16 protein-coding genes and 1 pseudogene are annotated in these 16083 nt (G+C 67.0%); 5 read left to right on the top strand and 12 right to left on the bottom strand.

The window, feature by feature from the left end; all coding sequences use genetic code 11:
• Positions 1-108: 108 nt before the first annotated feature.
• The 4 genes from M0R88_RS13745 to M0R88_RS13730 form a co-directional block, all read right to left on the bottom strand.
• Positions 109-1470, bottom strand: a complete 1362-nt coding sequence (locus M0R88_RS13745) for a phosphopentomutase/phosphoglucosamine mutase (protein ID WP_248654067.1) — start codon at positions 1468-1470, stop codon at positions 109-111.
• A 314-nt stretch (positions 1471-1784) separates the two neighbouring features.
• Positions 1785-2258 carry a DUF5793 family protein gene (locus M0R88_RS13740; protein ID WP_248654066.1) on the bottom strand — a complete coding sequence of 158 codons (474 nt, stop codon included), beginning with the start codon at positions 2256-2258 and terminating at the stop codon, positions 1785-1787.
• 176 nt (positions 2259-2434) lie between these two features.
• Positions 2435-2587 (bottom strand): hypothetical protein, encoded by a 153-nt coding sequence (locus M0R88_RS13735; RefSeq protein ID WP_248654065.1) that lies wholly within the window; start codon positions 2585-2587, stop codon positions 2435-2437.
• Positions 2588-2706: 119 nt separating this feature from the next.
• The gene (locus M0R88_RS13730; RefSeq protein WP_248654064.1) at positions 2707-3207 is read right to left on the bottom strand and encodes a DUF7549 family protein; all 501 of its coding nucleotides are present in this window, start codon (positions 3205-3207) and stop codon (positions 2707-2709) included.
• 448 nt (positions 3208-3655) lie between these two features.
• Between M0R88_RS13730 and M0R88_RS13725 the strand changes: the two genes are divergently transcribed.
• Positions 3656-5314, top strand: a complete 1659-nt coding sequence (locus M0R88_RS13725; protein WP_248654063.1) for a type II/IV secretion system ATPase subunit — start codon at positions 3656-3658, stop codon at positions 5312-5314.
• Complete coding sequence (locus tag M0R88_RS13720; protein ID WP_248654062.1) at positions 5314-7503, top strand: type II secretion system F family protein; 2190 nt, start codon at positions 5314-5316, stop codon at positions 7501-7503. The genes M0R88_RS13725 and M0R88_RS13720 overlap by 1 nt, the downstream gene beginning before the upstream one ends.
• Before the next feature lie 307 nt (positions 7504-7810).
• Here the strand turns inward: M0R88_RS13720 and M0R88_RS13715 are convergent, their stop codons facing one another.
• Positions 7811-8209 (bottom strand): universal stress protein, encoded by a 399-nt coding sequence (locus tag M0R88_RS13715; protein ID WP_248654061.1) that lies wholly within the window; start codon positions 8207-8209, stop codon positions 7811-7813.
• A 179-nt stretch (positions 8210-8388) separates the two neighbouring features.
• Positions 8389-8658, bottom strand: coding sequence for a DUF7520 family protein (locus M0R88_RS13710; RefSeq protein WP_248654060.1), 270 nt, complete (start codon positions 8656-8658; stop codon positions 8389-8391).
• 143 nt (positions 8659-8801) lie between these two features.
• On the opposite strand from M0R88_RS13710, the gene M0R88_RS13705 reads away from it, so the two are divergent.
• A complete protein-coding gene (locus M0R88_RS13705; protein ID WP_248654059.1) occupies positions 8802-9731 on the top strand; it encodes an SDR family oxidoreductase in 930 nt (309 codons plus the stop codon).
• 73 nt (positions 9732-9804) lie between these two features.
• Here M0R88_RS13705 and M0R88_RS13700 read toward each other — a convergent pair.
• From M0R88_RS13700 to M0R88_RS13680, 5 genes and pseudogenes are all read right to left on the bottom strand, one after another.
• Positions 9805-11539: pseudogene (locus tag M0R88_RS13700) on the bottom strand (cbb3-type cytochrome c oxidase subunit I).
• Between the two features lie 183 nt (positions 11540-11722).
• Complete coding sequence (locus M0R88_RS13695; RefSeq protein ID WP_248654058.1) at positions 11723-11953, bottom strand: DUF6684 family protein; 231 nt, start codon at positions 11951-11953, stop codon at positions 11723-11725.
• 100 nt (positions 11954-12053) lie between these two features.
• On the bottom strand, positions 12054-12413 hold the full coding sequence (locus M0R88_RS13690; RefSeq protein ID WP_248654057.1) for a DUF7541 family protein: 360 nt from the start codon (positions 12411-12413) through the stop codon (positions 12054-12056).
• A 93-nt stretch (positions 12414-12506) separates the two neighbouring features.
• On the bottom strand, positions 12507-12821 hold the full coding sequence (locus M0R88_RS13685; RefSeq protein WP_248654056.1) for a DUF7410 domain-containing protein: 315 nt from the start codon (positions 12819-12821) through the stop codon (positions 12507-12509).
• A gap of 11 nt (positions 12822-12832) precedes the next feature.
• The gene (locus M0R88_RS13680) at positions 12833-14227 is read right to left on the bottom strand and encodes a hypothetical protein (RefSeq protein ID WP_248654055.1); all 1395 of its coding nucleotides are present in this window, start codon (positions 14225-14227) and stop codon (positions 12833-12835) included.
• 226 nt (positions 14228-14453) lie between these two features.
• On the opposite strand from M0R88_RS13680, the gene M0R88_RS13675 reads away from it, so the two are divergent.
• On the top strand, positions 14454-14624 hold the full coding sequence (locus M0R88_RS13675) for a hypothetical protein (RefSeq protein ID WP_248654054.1): 171 nt from the start codon (positions 14454-14456) through the stop codon (positions 14622-14624).
• Here the strand turns inward: M0R88_RS13675 and M0R88_RS13670 are convergent, their stop codons facing one another.
• Entirely contained in the window at positions 14625-14888 is a 264-nt protein-coding gene (locus tag M0R88_RS13670) for an MTH865 family protein (RefSeq protein ID WP_248654053.1), read from the bottom strand.
• Positions 14889-15154: 266 nt separating this feature from the next.
• On the opposite strand from M0R88_RS13670, the gene M0R88_RS13665 reads away from it, so the two are divergent.
• Positions 15155-16057 (top strand): hypothetical protein, encoded by a 903-nt coding sequence (locus M0R88_RS13665; RefSeq protein WP_248654052.1) that lies wholly within the window; start codon positions 15155-15157, stop codon positions 16055-16057.
• The last annotated feature ends 26 nt before the right edge of the window (positions 16058-16083 follow it).

Below are 16083 nucleotides of genomic sequence, written 5' to 3'. Positions count from 1 at the left end.
TGGAAAATACGGACAGAAGTGACTCTCATCCAAGGTTTCGCCGGCGAAGCCCTCGGTTTTCCGCCTCCGTACGGACAGCTCTCTCGGAACGTTGCGTCGTCGTTTCCCTCAGGACTCCGCGTCAACCGCTTCCTCCACGGCGTCGCTCGCCGTCGCCACCAGCGCGTCCACATCGTCGCTCTCGGCGTAGATGCGAACGTAGGGTTCGGTCCCGCTCGGCCGGACCAGCACCCACGACGCGTCGGGCAGGGTCGCCCGGACGCCGTACTCGGTCGCCACCTCGGCGTCGGGGAACGTCTCGGGAATCGTTGTCTCCAGTCGCTCCATCACGGCCGCCTTCGCGTCGTCGGGACACGAGACGCTGACCTTCCGGTAGGGGCGCTCGGTGACGGGTTCGCGGAGGGGTGCGAGACCGCCCGCGTCGGCGACGAGTCGGGAGATGACCGCGGCGCTAGTCACGCCGTCTATCCACCCGCCGAACTGGGTGTGGACGTGCTTCCACGGTTCGGCCGCGAAGACGACCTCGGTGTCGTCGTCGCCGTCGGCGCGCGCCGCGGCGATGCCCTCGTGGAGCGCCCCGAGCCGGACGCGCTCGACGCGACCCCCCGACTCCTCGACCCGCTCGTCGATTCGCCCCGAGGCGTTCGGTGTCGTCACGACCACGGGGTCGCCCGCGTCGCTCCGGTCGGTGTAGTGGGCCGCGAGAACCGCGACCACGGTGTCCTCGTGGACGACGTCGCCGTCCGCGTCCACGATTACGATGCGGTCGGCGTCGCCGTCGTGCCCGATGCCGAGGTCCGCCTCGGGGTCCGCGCGGAGGAACTCCCGGAGGTCTTCGAGCGTCTCGGGGGTCGGCTTGCTATCGCGGCCGGGGAAGTGACCGTCCACGTTCGCGTTCAGAGTGACGACCTCCGCGCCGAGCGCCCGGAGGACCTGCGGGGTCGCCACGGCGGCCATCCCGTTGCCGCAATCGACCACGACGCGCAGTCCGTCGAGGGGCGCGCCCTGTTGCTGCGCGTACGCGACCACTGCGTCGCGGTAGTCGTCGAGGACGCTCACGCGCTCGCTGTCTCCCCACCGGTCCCACGCGACCGGCGGGTCGTCGGCCTCGACGCGCGAATCGACGGTCCGCTCGGCGTCGCGGTCGTACTCCTCGCCGTCGGCGAAGAGTTTGATGCCGTTGTCGGTCGGCGGGTTGTGACTCGCGGTCAGCATCGCGCCCCGACGACCCTGCGAAGCGAACGCCAGCGCCGGGGTCGGGAGCTGGCCCGCCCGGCGGACGTCCGCGCCCGCGCTTTCGAGTCCGGCCTCCATCGCGGCCGCGAGGGCGGTTCCCGTCTCACGTCCGTCTCGGGCGACGACGAACTCCGCCCCGTCGCGGCCGGCGGCCCGGCCGACCGCCAGCGCGAGTTCCGGCGTCACCGTCTCGACTGCGCTCCCGCGGATGCCCGCGGTCCCGAAGAGACTCATACCGAGACGTGACGCCCGCGGACACTTAGCTTTCCGCGATTCGATACGGCGCTCGAACCGCTCGGTCGAATCCCAAGGAAAGATATACTCCCGTCCGACATACCTCAAAGTATGGAGTTTCCGGACATCACCGACCCGCAAGGGTTGTTCGACATCGTTCTCTGGGGAATCATACTGCTAGCCGCCATCGGTCTCGCGTTCATGCTGCTGTTCGGGTCGTTCTGAGCAGTTCGGCGGACCGAGAGCTATCGAGTCGTCGATTCCGAAGTGGTCAGGTGGAGGTACGAGTCGCCGACGAGCGGCGCGGCGGGGACTCAGAGTTCGACGCCGCTCGGGATGAGACTGTGCTGGCGCAGGAGGTTCCCCTCGTCGTTGTAGACGAGGAAGGTACTCTTGTCGTACTCCACGAGGTCGTCGCCGTTGATGCTGATTTCGACGTGGTAGCGCCCGTCCATGTCCCCGGTCGATTTCCCGTACTCGCGGGCCGCGGTGATGAACTTCAGCACGTCGTCGGCGTCCTCGTTGAGTTCGAGCACGAAGTCACCCGTAATGCGGTTCGTGACGCTGACGACGCCCGTGGTGTCGTCGTCGTCCACGGGACCCTGAAGCCGGAAGGCCACGTCGGTCTCCTCGGCGTCGAGCAGTTCGTCGTCTGTCCCCGTGAGGCGCTCGCGGAGCGTCGAAGAGGGACCCTCGAAGTCGATGATTACCGTCGGTTTCTTGGCTTCGGCGTCCTCCTCGACCCAATCAACGTTCCGGACATCCAGCGTGAAGTAGTCGCGCCTCATTCCGTACCCCACCTACGGTCCGGCGCGTCATGAACGTAACGCCACTGGCAGGACGCGGACCGCTCGAAGAAAGTCCGAATTACCCTGCCGGAAACCAGTCGATTCGGTTATATCTCGGCGTGCTCCTCGCGTCAGCCCCCGCTCGAAAGGGTCGTCAGGCTCGAACGGTCGCCGCGCTACCCCAGCAGGACGAGCAGGAGGAAGAAGACCACGAGAAATCCAACGAGGACCAGTATCGCCTTCAGGCCGTCGGTCAACAGCGGCGAGTTGTTCTCTCCGGTGATGTCGCCGTCCATCCCGCCGAATCCGCCGCTGCCGTCTCCGTCCATGTTCGGGCGGTCAACTGTCACTGATATAAGTTTTCTGCACCCCCTCGCCACTCGCCGGGCCGTCAACCGAATCCTCCGTCACGGAGCGGCGCGCTCGCCGACCGCCGACCGGCCGGAACTCACTCCCGGCGCGCGAGGAGGAGCGTCCCGCCGAACAGGTAGAGGAACGCGACGCCGACCGGAATCGGCAGGCCGGGGAACGGCCCGGTCCAGAGCAACCACGTCGCCGCCGAGAGGACGACGGCCGCGAGCGCGAGCAGGCCGCCCATCGCGCGCACCGGGTCGGTGAGCGACTCGACGCGCTCCTCGAACCGATAGAGGGCGAGACTCAGCGCCACCGCCGCGCCGACGAGTACCGCGCCGACGGTCCACGCCTGATACGCGGCGACGATGGAGTGGCCCTCCTGATACGCCATCGCACCGAGCGGCGTCTGGACCGCGACGCCCTTCGAGATGGAGATGCCGAAGACGTACCGGACCTGAAAGAACGGGAAGCGGACGAACAGGACGCTCCCGATGCCCGAGAGCGTCGAGTAGGTGACGTTCCACGGGAGGAGCGCCGAGAGCCACGCCGCTACCACGGCCAACTCGCCCGCGTACTCGGACCGAACCCATACCATGCGCGAGACACCGAAAGCGGGGGAGTAAAAACTACCGGGACGGGCGAGAGGTCGGGTGGTTCGTAGGTCGGGAATCGGAACGGAAGTTCGTGACGAGGGTTAGGGGAATTGCTTCCTTCGGAACAGAGTCAGCTACGTCGAGGAAGCTAGCTTCAGGCTTGAACACAGGAGTTACCGCAACCGCACAGCACCGCAACCGCACCGCGACCGCACCTCGTCCTCCCCAACCGCCTGCGTTGCTCGCTTCGCTGCGCTACTCGTCCCTCGCGCGGAAGGACGCGGCGCGTTCGCGCCGCGCCCGCACGCGCCGGGATGGAGAAGTCGAGCCTGCCGAAAGATGCCTCGTTCCAGTCGTCGCGTGACCGATAATTTAAGTAGCGTCGCTGTGACGTGGCGCGTGAACCTTCGCGGGCGGGAGAACGGTCGTGCCCGCCCGCGATTCACCACTATGTCCCAGTCGCCTCTCTCCGAGTGGACCGACGACGTGCGGGTTCGAATCCGGGAGTTCCAGCGAACGCTCCGTCGGACCGCCGAGGTGTTGCGGGGGACCACCATCGACGCCGACGAGTACGACCCCAGCGAACACGGGCCGCTGGTGACGTTCTCCGGACTGTCGGGCTACGAGGAGGTCGAACGCTACTGGGTGGACGCGCCGTTCGCGTTCGTCTCCATCAACTACGACGACGCGGAAAACGAGTACCTGTATCACGTCGTGGAACCCGAGTTGGACGACCTCGAAACCGAACTGCTCGACCGCCTGTTCTCGGACATCCGCGACTCGCTCATCCACCGTCGGGAAACGCGTGCAAACACCGACGACGCGGCCACCGCCGAGGCCGTGCTGAAAGACGAACTCGAAGAACTCCTCTCGATGTACGGCGTCGAGGTCGACGCCGCGAGCTTCTACCGGCTCTTTTACTACCTCTTCCGGTCGTTCCGCGGGTTCGGGAAGCTGGACCCGCTGATGGCGGACCCGCACATCGAGGACATCTCCTGTGACGGTTACGACCTGCCGCTGTTCGTCTACCACGACGAGTACACCGACATCGAGACCAACGTCGTCTACGCCGAGGAGGAGTTGGACAACCTCGTCGTGCGCCTCGCCCAGCAGTCGGGCCGCCACGTCAGCATCGGCGACCCCGTGGTCGAGACTACGCTCCCGGACGGGTCGCGCGCGGAGTTGGCGCTCGGCGAGGAGGTCACGCCCCGCGGTTCGGCGTTCACCATCCGGAAGTACGCCGACGAGCCGTTCACGCCCATCGATTTGGTGGAGTACGGGACCTTCAGCCTCGACCAGATGGCGTACCTCTGGCTCGCCATCGAGTCGAACAAGTCGCTGGTCTTCGCGGGCGGGACCGCCTCGGGCAAGACCACCTCGATGAACGCCATCTCGATGTTCATCCCGCCGCGCTCGAAGGTGCTGACCATCGAGGACACCCGCGAGTTGGCGCTCTACCACGACAACTGGCTGTCGTCGGTCACGCGCGAGCGCCGGGGCGAGAGCGCCGACATCACGATGTACGACCTGTTGCGGTCGGCCCTTCGCCACCGCCCCGAGTACATCGTCGTGGGCGAGGTCCGCGGCGAGGAGGCGATGACGCTGTTTCAGGCGATGAACACGGGCCACACGACCTACTCGACGATGCACGCCGACTCGGTCCAGACGGTCATCAACCGACTCGAAAACGAACCCATCAACGTCCCGCGGTCGATGATTCAGAGCCTCGACATCCTGTCGGTCCAGACGCTGACCTACGTCGGCGAGGAGCGCGTGCGCCGCAACCGCGTGCTGGCAGAGATAGAGGGCATCGACCAGCGGACCGGCGACCTCGACTACTCGACGACCTTCTCGTGGAACGCGACCGAGGACACCTTCCGGAACAACGACAGCACCGTCCTGGACGAGATTCAGGACGAACGCGGGTGGTCCCGGAGCGACCTCCTCAAAGAACTCCGCAACCGCGAGCGCGTCCTCCAGTACCTCCGCGAGCGAGGCGTCTCGGACTACCGTCGGTTCACCGCGATGATAAACGAGTACTACTCCCACCCCGAGCGCGTGCTGGACACCATCGAGTTGGACGCCGAGGTCTCGACCGGGTTCGACTGATGTGGGGGTTCCTGCCGCTCGTCGTGGTCCTCGTGTTCTCGGCCCCGGTCGCGCTCGCGCCGGTCTCGCGCCGGGCCGACCGACTGCTGGGCTTCCTCGCGCTGACCGGCTTCGGCGAGTGGGTCGCCGAGCGCGGCAGACGGCGGACGGCCCGCCGGCGACTCCTCCAGTCGGTCCACTCCGGCGAGACCTACCGGACGTTCGCGGCCAAGACCCTGCTGTACGCCGGCTACGCCGCGGTGGTTGGGAGCATCGCCGGCGTCTACGTCGTCGCGGGCGTGCTGGCGATACTGCGCGTCTCGCCCGAGACGATGCGCGCGACCCTCCCGAACCAACTCCACTTCCTGGCGGGCCTGCTCGTCCTCCCGGACCTCTCGCTCGCGCAACTGTTCGCGCTCCTGCTGGCGAGTAGCGCGACCCTCGGGGTCGCCTCGGGCGTGCTGACCTACTGGCTCCGGTGGGAGAACCTCTCGTACCGGGCGAACGCCCGCGGGCGCAAGATAGACGAGAGTCTCGCCCGGACCGTCGCGTTCGTCTACGCGCTCTCGCGGTCCGGGATGCCGTTCCCCGAGATTCTACGGACGCTGGCCGGGAACCGGGACGTGTTCGGCGAGGCCGCGGCGGAGGTCGCGGTCGCGGTCAAGGCGATGGACTACGCGGGACTCGACATGCTCTCGGCCATCGAGCGCCTCGCCGACCGCACGCCCAGCGAGAAGTTCGGCGAGTTCGCCGACAACCTCGCCAGCGTCCTCCAGAGCGGCCAGAGCATCTCGTCGTACCTCGACACCCAGTACCAGCGGTATCAGGAGGACGCCGAGGCCCAGCAGGAGTCGTTCCTCGAACTGCTCGCCACGCTCGCGGAGGGGTACGTCTCGGTGTTCGTCGTCGCGCCGCTGCTCTTCATCACCATCCTCGTCATCATGGGGCTGATGGCGCTCGGCGATACCCTGCCGGTCCTCCGGATGCTGGCGTACTTCGCCATCCCGCTGGCGAACGTCGGCTTCGTGGTCTACTTAGACAGCATCACGGAGTCGCTCCGCGCGAGTCGGGAGGACCGCGACATCGACCTCGCGGCCGCGGCGCTCGCCGGCGTCCGTCGCACTGACGCCCCCACGGCCGAGCGGTCGGGCGTCGAGCGACCGCCGGGAGACGCCGCAGGGGCCGCGGCCGAGACTCCGGCGCTCTCGGACGGCGGAGGCGGCGTCGCCGACGCGACCGTCGGCGACGCCGCGGCCCCGCCAGAGGCCGACTCCGCCGTCTCGAACTTCGAGCGCCTCGACGCGTTCGAGAACGTGCGCTGGCTCCGAGCGGCGCTGTCGGACCCGGTTCGGACCCTGCGGAACAACCCCGACGTGGTCCTCTACGCGACGCTCCCGCTCGGCCTGCTCTCGATTCTGCTCCGGTCGTGGCCCCACTTCGCCAGCGGGACGCTCACGCTCCGGGTCTTCGACGACTTCGCGGTGCAGGCCGCGCTGTTCGTCGTCGGGTCGTTCGCGGTCGTGCAGGAACTCCACCGGCGGCGCATCGCCGCGATAGAGGCCGCCGTCCCGGACTTCCTCGACCGCCTCGCCAGCGTGAACGAGGCGGGGATGTCGGTGGTCGAGAGCTTCGAGCGCGTCGCCAAAAGCGACCTCGGGGCGTTAAACCCCGAGGTCCGGAAGCTCTGGACCGACGTGGAGTGGGGCGTGGACGCCGAGACCGCGCTCTACCGCTTCGAGGACCGGCTCGACACCCCGACCATCACGCGGACGGTCACGCTCATCGCCAACGCGATGCACGCCAGCGGCGACATCGCGCGCGTCCTCCGCATCGCGGCCGACGACGCTCAAGATACCAGGCGACTCAAGCGCAAGCGCCGCCAGGAGATGCTGACCTACCTCGTCATCATCTACCTCTCGTTCGTCGTCTTCCTCGTCATCGTCGGCGCGCTCAACAGCATCCTCATCCCGAACCTGCCGACCGACGCCGCCGTGCCCGCGGGCGGCCCGGTCAGCGGCGGCCCGCTCTCGGACATCTCCAGCGTGAACGTCGAGGCCTACACGCTCCTGTTCTTCCACACCTCGCTGGTGCAGGCGGTCTGTTCGGGGCTGGTCGCCGGGCAGATGGGCGAGGGGAGCGTCCGGAACGGCGCGAAGCACGCGACGGTCCTGCTGACGGTCGCTTACGCGGTGTTTCTGTTCCTGCCGTAGCTCGTCTTCGAGCAGACTCGCTTTCCACGAGGGCGAGCTTGATGACACCGACCACCGGGACGCACTTCGCTCCACGGCCGACACGTCTGGGTGGACTGAAAGGGGCCGCCCACTCGCGGGCCGGAGGCCCGTGGTCGTCTGACCGGCCCCTATCTCAGGCGAACCGGAGGTGAGCCGAAGATACGTCGGTCAGAGACCGCAAGCGGGCGGGGGCTTTCCGAGACTCCTTTCCGGAACTCCCGACCGTCGCGGTCCCCGCTACGACTTCGCACCGACCGCTTCGGAACCCGGAAAATCCGACGAGAAGTTACTCCGTCTCGCCACCCGTCACGAGGACCGGTCGGTCCGATTGCAGGATGACCGACTGCGAGACGCTCCCGAAGATGGCCTTGCCAGCGGGCGAGCGACTTCGACCGCCGACGCAGATGCAGTCGGCGCCCTCCGACTCGGCGAAGTCGAGCACCGCCGCGGCGGGGTTACCCGACCGCTCGGCGATATCGACTTCGACGCCCTCGCTTTCGAGCAGTTCCTCGGCGCGGCGGACCGACCCTACCTGCGTCGCCGACGCGCCGCCGGGGTTCTCGGTGAAGACGTGGAGCAGGGTCGCGCGGACCTCCTCGGCGGCGTTCGGGAGGTCGGCGACCGCGCTGGCCTGTCTTCGCGCCCGGTCGGTCTCCTCGTCCACGGCGATGACGACGTGGTACATGGTCGTACCGACGGCGAACGCGGTCTTAGATGTTCGGCCCATAAATGAAAACACGATTACAAATAGGGGTGCGGGGTGGAGACGAACCGAGACGACGAGTCCCGGCGAGAGGACGACGAGAACGACGGCGTCGGCGAAGGCCGCCGCGATAGAACACGCCGAGGATTCGCTTGCGCCGGTCAGGTCTCTTCGGCGCTCTCGGCGTCGGCCACTTCCGAGACGACGACGACCAGCGCGAGCGGAATCCCCAGCGCGATGCCCACCGTCACGACGCCGTAGACGGCGAGACCGAGCGGCGTCGGCTGGAGCGTGACCACTCCGAGGAGCTTCACCGGGGTCAGGTCCTCCGGGCCGACCGCGCCGAGGACCGCGCCGATAGCGCCGGTGAGAGCGACGATGGTGAGATAGAACCCGACGACGAACGACCGTCCGCGGAACGTCTCGCTCACGGACGAAGGTCGGAGCGGCGGAAGGATTAGCCTTTTCATCCGGACGACCTAACCTCCGGTATGACCGAGAAGGACATGTTGGCCTACATCCTCGGGGGTATCGCCGTGCTGATGTTCACGATGGGCATCGTACTGGCGGTGACGTGACCCGCGACGAGTCTCCTTGCATCCTCGTGACGGGCGCGACCGGGACCGTCGGGTCGCACGTCGTGAGCGCGCTCGCGAACCGAGACGACGTTTCCGACGACTCGGACGCCACAGATTCGAGCACCGCAGACGCCGACGGCGGCGTGACGGTCCGGGCAGGCGTGCGCGACCCCGCGAGCGCCGCCGACCGATTCGCCGCCGACGTGGAACTCGCGGAGTTCGACTTCGAGCGCCCCGAGACGTGGGGCGAGGCGCTGGCGGGCGCGGACCGACTCTTCCTGATGCGTCCGCCCGCGGTCTCGGACGTGAAGCGCCACATCACGCCGTTCGTGGACGCCGCGGTCCGGACCGGCGTCGAACGCGTCGTCTACCTCTCGGTGGTCGGCGCGGAGAAGAACCCGCTGCTTCCCCACCGGAGAGTCGAGCGACACCTCGAATCGGCCGACGCGTCCTCCACGTTCCTGCGAGCCTCCTTCTTCATGCAGAACCTGAACGAGGTCCACCGCGAGGAGATCGTCGAACGCGACGAGATATTCGTCCCCGCGGGCGGCGGTGCGACGAGTTTCGTGGACGCCCGCGACGTGGGCGAAGTCGCCGCCGTCGCGCTGACCGAACCGGGCCACGGCGACCGCTCATACGACGTGACCGGCCCCGCGGCACTCACCTACCGACAGGTCGCCCGAGTGTTCAGCGCGGTCTTAGACCGACGCATCGAGTACGCCGACCCCTCGATTCCCGAGTTCGCGTGGCGCATGCGCCGACGGGGGTTCGACTGGTCGTACGTCGCCGTGATGGTCGGCATCTACACCACCGCCCGGCTCGGTCTCGCGGACCGCGTGACCGACGACGCCGCGCGCGTGCTGGGTCGGGAACCGCGGACGCTCCGGGAGTACGTCGCCGACTACGCCGACGAGTTCCGGCGGTAAAGCGGAGGCTTCGCCGGACAGCGAGCGCTATCCGGCGAAAAAGAACGGAAAACTGACTGCTATCGATTCTGCGTTACTCGTCGCTCGACTCGCCGCCGTCGGTAGCGACCTCCTCGCCGCCGTCGGTGAGCGCCGTCTCGCGCTTGCGCTCGAACCACGCCCACTCCTTGGTCTTCATGCCGTCGTCTTCGAGGTCCCACGGGTCGCCGCTACCCACGTGCGGACCTTCGAGCCACGAGGTCAGCAGGTTGTAGACGAAGATGAGTTGGCCGAAGCCCATGATGAACGCGCCGACCGTGGCGATGAGGTGGAGGTCGGTGAACATCGAGACCAACTTCGGGTCGCTGAAGACGTAGGTCGCGTAGCGCCGGGGCATCCCGCCGTAGCCGAGGATGAGCATGGCGATGAACGTGACGTTACTGCCGATCATCGTCAGCCAGAAGTGCCACTTGGCGAGGGTGCGCTGGTACATCCGGCCGGTGTACAGCGGGAACCAGTAGTAGATGCCCGCGAAGCCGGCGACGGCGATAGCGCCCATGACGATGAAGTGGAAGTGCCCGACGACGTAGTAGGTGTCGTGGAGCACCAGGTCCACGGGGATGGACGCGAGGAAGACGCCGGTCACGCCGCCGATGATGAAGTTCTGACGAACCCGATGCAGAACAGCATCGGCGCGGTCAGGCGCAACCTCCCGTTCCACATCGTCGTAATCCAGTTGAACGTCTTGACCGCACTCGGCACTGCAATCGCCAACGAGACCGCCATGAAGCTCGCGCGGATTCGGGGGTCGATGCCCGTCGAGAACATGTGGTGGGCCCACACGCCGAACGAGAGGACGCCGATGGCGAGCGTCGAGTAGACGACGAACTTGAATCCGAACAGTTTCCGGCCCGAGAACCGCGGCAGGATGAGGCTCACGAGACCCATCGGCGGTAACACGAGGATGTACACTCGGGGTGGCCGAAGAACCAGAACAGGTGTTGCCAGAGGATGGGACCGCCGCCTTCGACCGCGAAGAACATCGTGCCGAAGTTACGGTCCAGCAGGAGCATCACCAGCGCGCTCCCGAGCAGCGGGAACGAGAACAGGATGAGGCCCGACTGGGTGATCATCGTCCACGAGAAGATGTCGAGGTTCTCCCAGCCGACGTCCTCGCCGCGCTCGGTGAAGATGGTGGCGATGAAGTTGATGGCACCCATCGTCGCCGAAACCCCCGAGAGGTGCAACCCGAGCAACATCAGGTCCACGCCGGGGTTGGTCTGTTCGACCGACAGCGGCGTGTACATCGTCCACGCGGTCTGGGCCGGGTCGATGGTCTCGGTCAGCGACGCCAGCGGGAAGCCCGCCCAGATGAGGATGGCCGCGGGCGGGAGCAACCAGAACGCGATGGCGTTGATTCGGGGGAACGCCATGTCGTCCGCGCCGATGAGTAGCGGCACGAAGTAGTTGCCGAACGCCGCGATGATGGGCGTCCCGAACAGGAACAGCATCGTGATGCCGTGAGTCGTCAACAGGGCGTTGTAGAAGTTCGCCCCGATGAAGTTCTCCGCGGGCGCGGCCAGTTCGGCGCGCATCAGCAGGACGGCGATGCCGCCCCACGAGAACGCGACGAGACCGTACAGCCCGTAGAGGATACCGATGTCCTTGTGGTCGACCGTCGTTAGCCAGCGCACGATTCCGGCAGGCTTCTCGCTGTGAGCCTGCCCAGTCTTTTCGCCGACGTACCCGCCGCCCCCGAGGGGCGTGTAGGAGCGCCAGTCCTCCAACTGCGAGAGGAACGTGGCGACCCCGAACAGGAGGAGCCCCATGACGACGGTGAGTGCGATTTGCCCGGCTTCTACCATACGCGTCGGTCAGGACTACAAGGTAAAGAAAGGTTAGGATACGCCGCCGGGACGTCGGGTAGTTTCGTGATAATCAGTCGCAAACTTCGCAGGAAACGGTAGAGAAACTGTCGTGAATCGGCGTACACGTCGAGAGAATCGACCGACTTACTCGCCGGACTCGGCGGACTCGATGAGGTCGGCCGCGATGTAGGTCAGGTACGCGAGCAGGAGGAAGGGAACGACCAACAGCGCGAATCCGACGGCGGAGGTCAGTCCTTCGATGGGCCACGGCGAGTTGACGGTGAACAACACGACGAAGAAGCCGATGATGCAGAGCGGGATGATGTTGACCGAGATGTCGAGCCACGTCTCCCGTTCGAAGATGGGGGTTGCCATAGACGACGTTAGCCACGGGGGTCTCAAATAGGTTGCCGATTCGAGTCGGCCGCGCGGACCGCGCTACGCCGCGTCTGCTCGTCCTCCGGTCGGGGTCGCGTCACACCGCCTTCGGTTGCCAGAACGACCCGAAGATACCGCCGACGAGGAAGATGACGCCGCCGACGAGGATGGCGATTCCGCGGAGGTGAACCGAACCGGTCGTGAAGTACGTGATGACGCCGCCTACCGCGAGACACAGCACCGACGCGGTGACCAGTCCCTTCCACGGGTCGGCGATGTACCCCGATTCGCGGAGGATACCGACGACGCTTCCGACGAACAGCATGAGTCCGCCGACGGCGACGGGGAACAGCGGCCAGACGATGCCGACCTCGAAGATGGCGAGACCGAAGGCGACGAACAGCGGCCACGGACTCGCCTTGCGGTACTCGTCGCTCAGCCCGGGTTGCTCGTCCATACTCACGACTCGGGGGAGTAGCGACTAAAGGGCACCGCTACGCAATCGCGGAGGCTTAAGCCGTCGTCCGAACGTCTTCGCCGCGACGGAAACTCAGATTGGAACCAGCGTCAGCACGCTGTAGGGGTCCTCGGTCTGCACCGAGTAGACGAACAGGAACGCGAAGTACACGATTACGAGCAGTCCGAGCGTCTTCAGGCGGAAGGTGCGCAGGTCGTCGTTCTCCCGCCGGTAGGCCTCGCGGAACTCCTCGCGGCGCTCGTCGTCGAGTCGCTCCCAGTGGTCGATGCCCTCGTGGAGGACCAGCAGTCGGTCGCTCTCCAGCGGGCGACCGCAGTGGGGACACTCGGCGGTCGATTCGCCCGGCGGAACGTCGGTCTCGTAGGTCGGAGTCGGTCGGTCGGTCATGGTGAGCTCGGTCAGACGAACGGCGGTGCGGCGCTCGGTGCGGACACTATCCAGAGGCTCGTCATGGTGTAGAGGACCATCACGACGACGAAGGGGTACTGGCTCCGGACCGCTTGTAACCGCCCCGGGAACACCTCGTACGCGCTCGCGTGTGCGCCCCAGACCGCGAGCAGGTGCCCGAGCAGGACGAAGGCCACCGCGAGCATCCCGAACCAGCCCGGAAGCGCGACGACGGAGGGGTTGATGGGCGGGGAGAGCGGGTTCGACAGCGCGGCGACCAGCGCGGGCGACAGCGTGACGAACAGTCCGAGGAAGTGCGCGAGGTGGTAGCCCGCCGCGATGGGCAACAGCGACGCCGCGAACCGACGCGCGATGGCCTCGGGCGTCAGGTAGGTGTCGGCGGTCCCGCGCGCCAGTCGGGACGCGAGCCACCACGCGCCGACGAAGAGCGCGTAGCCGGCCAGCAGCGCGGCCGGGTAGAGGACGACCGGGGGCACGCCGAGACCGACGAGGCTCTCCGCTATCGCCACCCAGACCGGGGTGCCGACGAACCCGTCGTAGGTCGTGACCCAGAGAATCGCCACCACGAACGCCACCCCGTCGCGCCCGTCGTCGGGCAGGGGGTCGGTCAGCGCCGCGCCGGGCGGTCGGAGTTCGAGACCGCCGCTCTCGGCTCGCTGGAGCGGCGCGACCCGGCCGTAGTACCGGAAGAGTCGCGCGACGGGGTCCACCGAACCGAACCACGAGTCCGGGCCGAAGACGAACGCGCCGGCGAGCGTGGCGACCGAGTAGCCGACGACGACCCACGCCAGCAGGCGCGGGTCGTCGGCCAGCGGACTGACGACCTCCAGCCAGACGAGCGCGAGGAGACCGGCGACGCTCGGCCACGCGCCCAGTCGCTCGGGGTACTCGTAGTCGAGCGTCGGCACCCACTCGGCGACCGCGCGCCACGGGTTCAGCGCGGGCCAACTGTTACCGACGAGGTAGACGGTGGCGACGTAGCCCGCCCACCAGCCGACCCAGACGGCCAGAATCGCGGCGTTGCGGAACATCGTCTCCGGGCCGAGGAAGCCGACCGCGATAATGCCGACCAGCGCCGCGACCGAGACGACGCGCGTCAGCGTCGTGGCGGTGGCGACCGGTGCGTCGGCGACCCGACGCCAGCCGTGGACCGCGCGGATGAACGCCCGGTCGGTGACGAAGCTGGCGAGCAGGAACGACGCGCCGACGACGCCGCCGCCGGTCAGCAGGAACAGCCACGTCGGAACCGAGAGGCTTCCAGCGGCCGCGCGCAGGCCGCCACCGTGGCCCGCGGCGGTCCCGCTGAACGCGGTCCCGGCGAGGAGCGTCCCCGCGACGAGCGCGAGCGCAGCGCGCGTGCGGAGTCGGACGTTCGACCGTTTCATCGGTGGACCTTGGGCCGGTCGGAACTTGTCGCTTCCGGACCGCGGAGGCGAGAGCGACGAGAACGCCCGGCCGGTCGCCGGGCGGCCCAGCACAGTTTTATGGAGCGATGTGGTACGAGGCGACGGGGAGAGTCACGTGGAACGTCAAGGTACACCGACAGGTCCGGGGGAGCGTAGCGCGAACGAATCGGTCGAGGCCGCCGACCAGCCAGACGATATCGCGGAGATGGACATCACAGAGCCGACCGTGACGTGGCTCGAAGTGTCACATCCCCAACAGCCGATTCCCATCGGCGAGAAGGACCGCGTCCTCGACAGTCACTTCAACGAGCAGTACGACGTGTGGGAAGTGCTACTGGTCGCGCTTCCCGACGAGGACGAGGACGAAGAAGAGTAGTTAAATCATATCCTTCTGCTTCAGTCCCTCGACGAGGTCGTCCACGAGGGAGTCCACGTCGTCGTACGGGAAGTCCTGCGTGTCGGACATCTTCGTGGACAGTTCCATCGCGGTGAAGCTCACGTCGCCGGCCTCGAAGCGCGTGCCCGGCCCGTTCGGGAGCGCGGGGACGAGGTCCATCGGGTTGCTGACGGGGTAGTCTGCACCTTCGAACGCGTCGGTGAACTGTTCGCGGAGTTCGGCTTCGGTTTCTTCGTCTACCATATCCCGTGATGTGTGTCGTTTCGGGCAAAAACGTTCCGGAACAACGCAGAACTCGTTGACCGTTTCTTCAACCCGTCGCTTGCTCTCGGCCGAGCGAGGCATAGGAACGAGCCCACCGTCCGCAGTCGAATCCGTGCGCTGAGGCAGACGAGACTCGTCGGTAGTCGGTTCGTCTCCGTCTGATTAGAGTACATACATAAATAAGAAATTCTCTATTGAATCGAACCGTAACGCTTGTAAGATAGTGTTCTTCCGATGAAGATACTATGGCACGCGAGAAGACGGCACGCGATTGCGGGACGCGGGCGGTAAACCGGCGGTCCTTCCTCGGGGCGGCCGGCGCGGGCATCGTCGGTGTGTTCGGCGTCAGTGTGCTGGCGGCCGGCGTCGCGGACGCGACGGACTACCGGACGATTACGGTTCCGGCGGGCGAGACCCGGACGTTCAGCGTCGGGAGCGGCCAGACGTTCGAGAACGCCCTCATCGACATGACCGCGGAGGGCGCGTCGGCGAGGATAGACGCGAGCGGCGACGACTGGACGGTCCGGAACGTCGCCTTCGCGGGCAACCACCCCGGCGGCCACTACCTGTTCACGCCCGCGGTCTCGACGGGCGGCACCGCGAGGGTCGAGAATCTCTACATGGGCGACGGCCAGACCGCGCGGTCGGGCAAGGGCGCTATCCGGGTCAACGGCCGGGACCACTACGGCACGCTGAACGTCCACAACGTTCACGTCGCGCATTTCATCGACAACGGACTCCACGGCACCGACCACGGTTACTCCTACCGCGGGCGACGGGGCGGCGTCGTGAACGTCCACGACAGTTACTTCGACAGCAACAACGTCTCGAACGTCCGGGTCGGGTCCCCCGACGGCCGGACCTGCCACGTCGAGAACTGCGTCGTGAAGGGAGGGGATACGCGCCCCTGCGGCGTCGGGTGCTCCGCGCCGGGTACGACCACCAGTAGAGGCGTCTGGGCGTGGTGGGGACCGGTCGAGGTGACGGACTCGGACGTCGGCGGTTCGCCCGCCGGAGTCGAACAGGACGGCAGAGCCGGAAATCCGGAAATCATCTCGGAGAACACGCGCTGGGGGTACGACGCCGACACGAGTCGGGTCCCCGCGGGCGTCCCGATGACCGCGGAAGCGGCCGTCGGCGGGCGATAGTCGATTTTAAAGCGGGCGGGGTCTCA

It is taken from the genome of Halorussus gelatinilyticus (genome assembly GCF_023238445.1).
Lineage (GTDB): Archaea > Halobacteriota > Halobacteria > Halobacteriales > Haladaptataceae > Halorussus > Halorussus gelatinilyticus.
The sequence above is the reverse complement of the archived record's forward strand: the minus strand, read 5'-3'. Positions and strand labels throughout refer to the sequence as shown.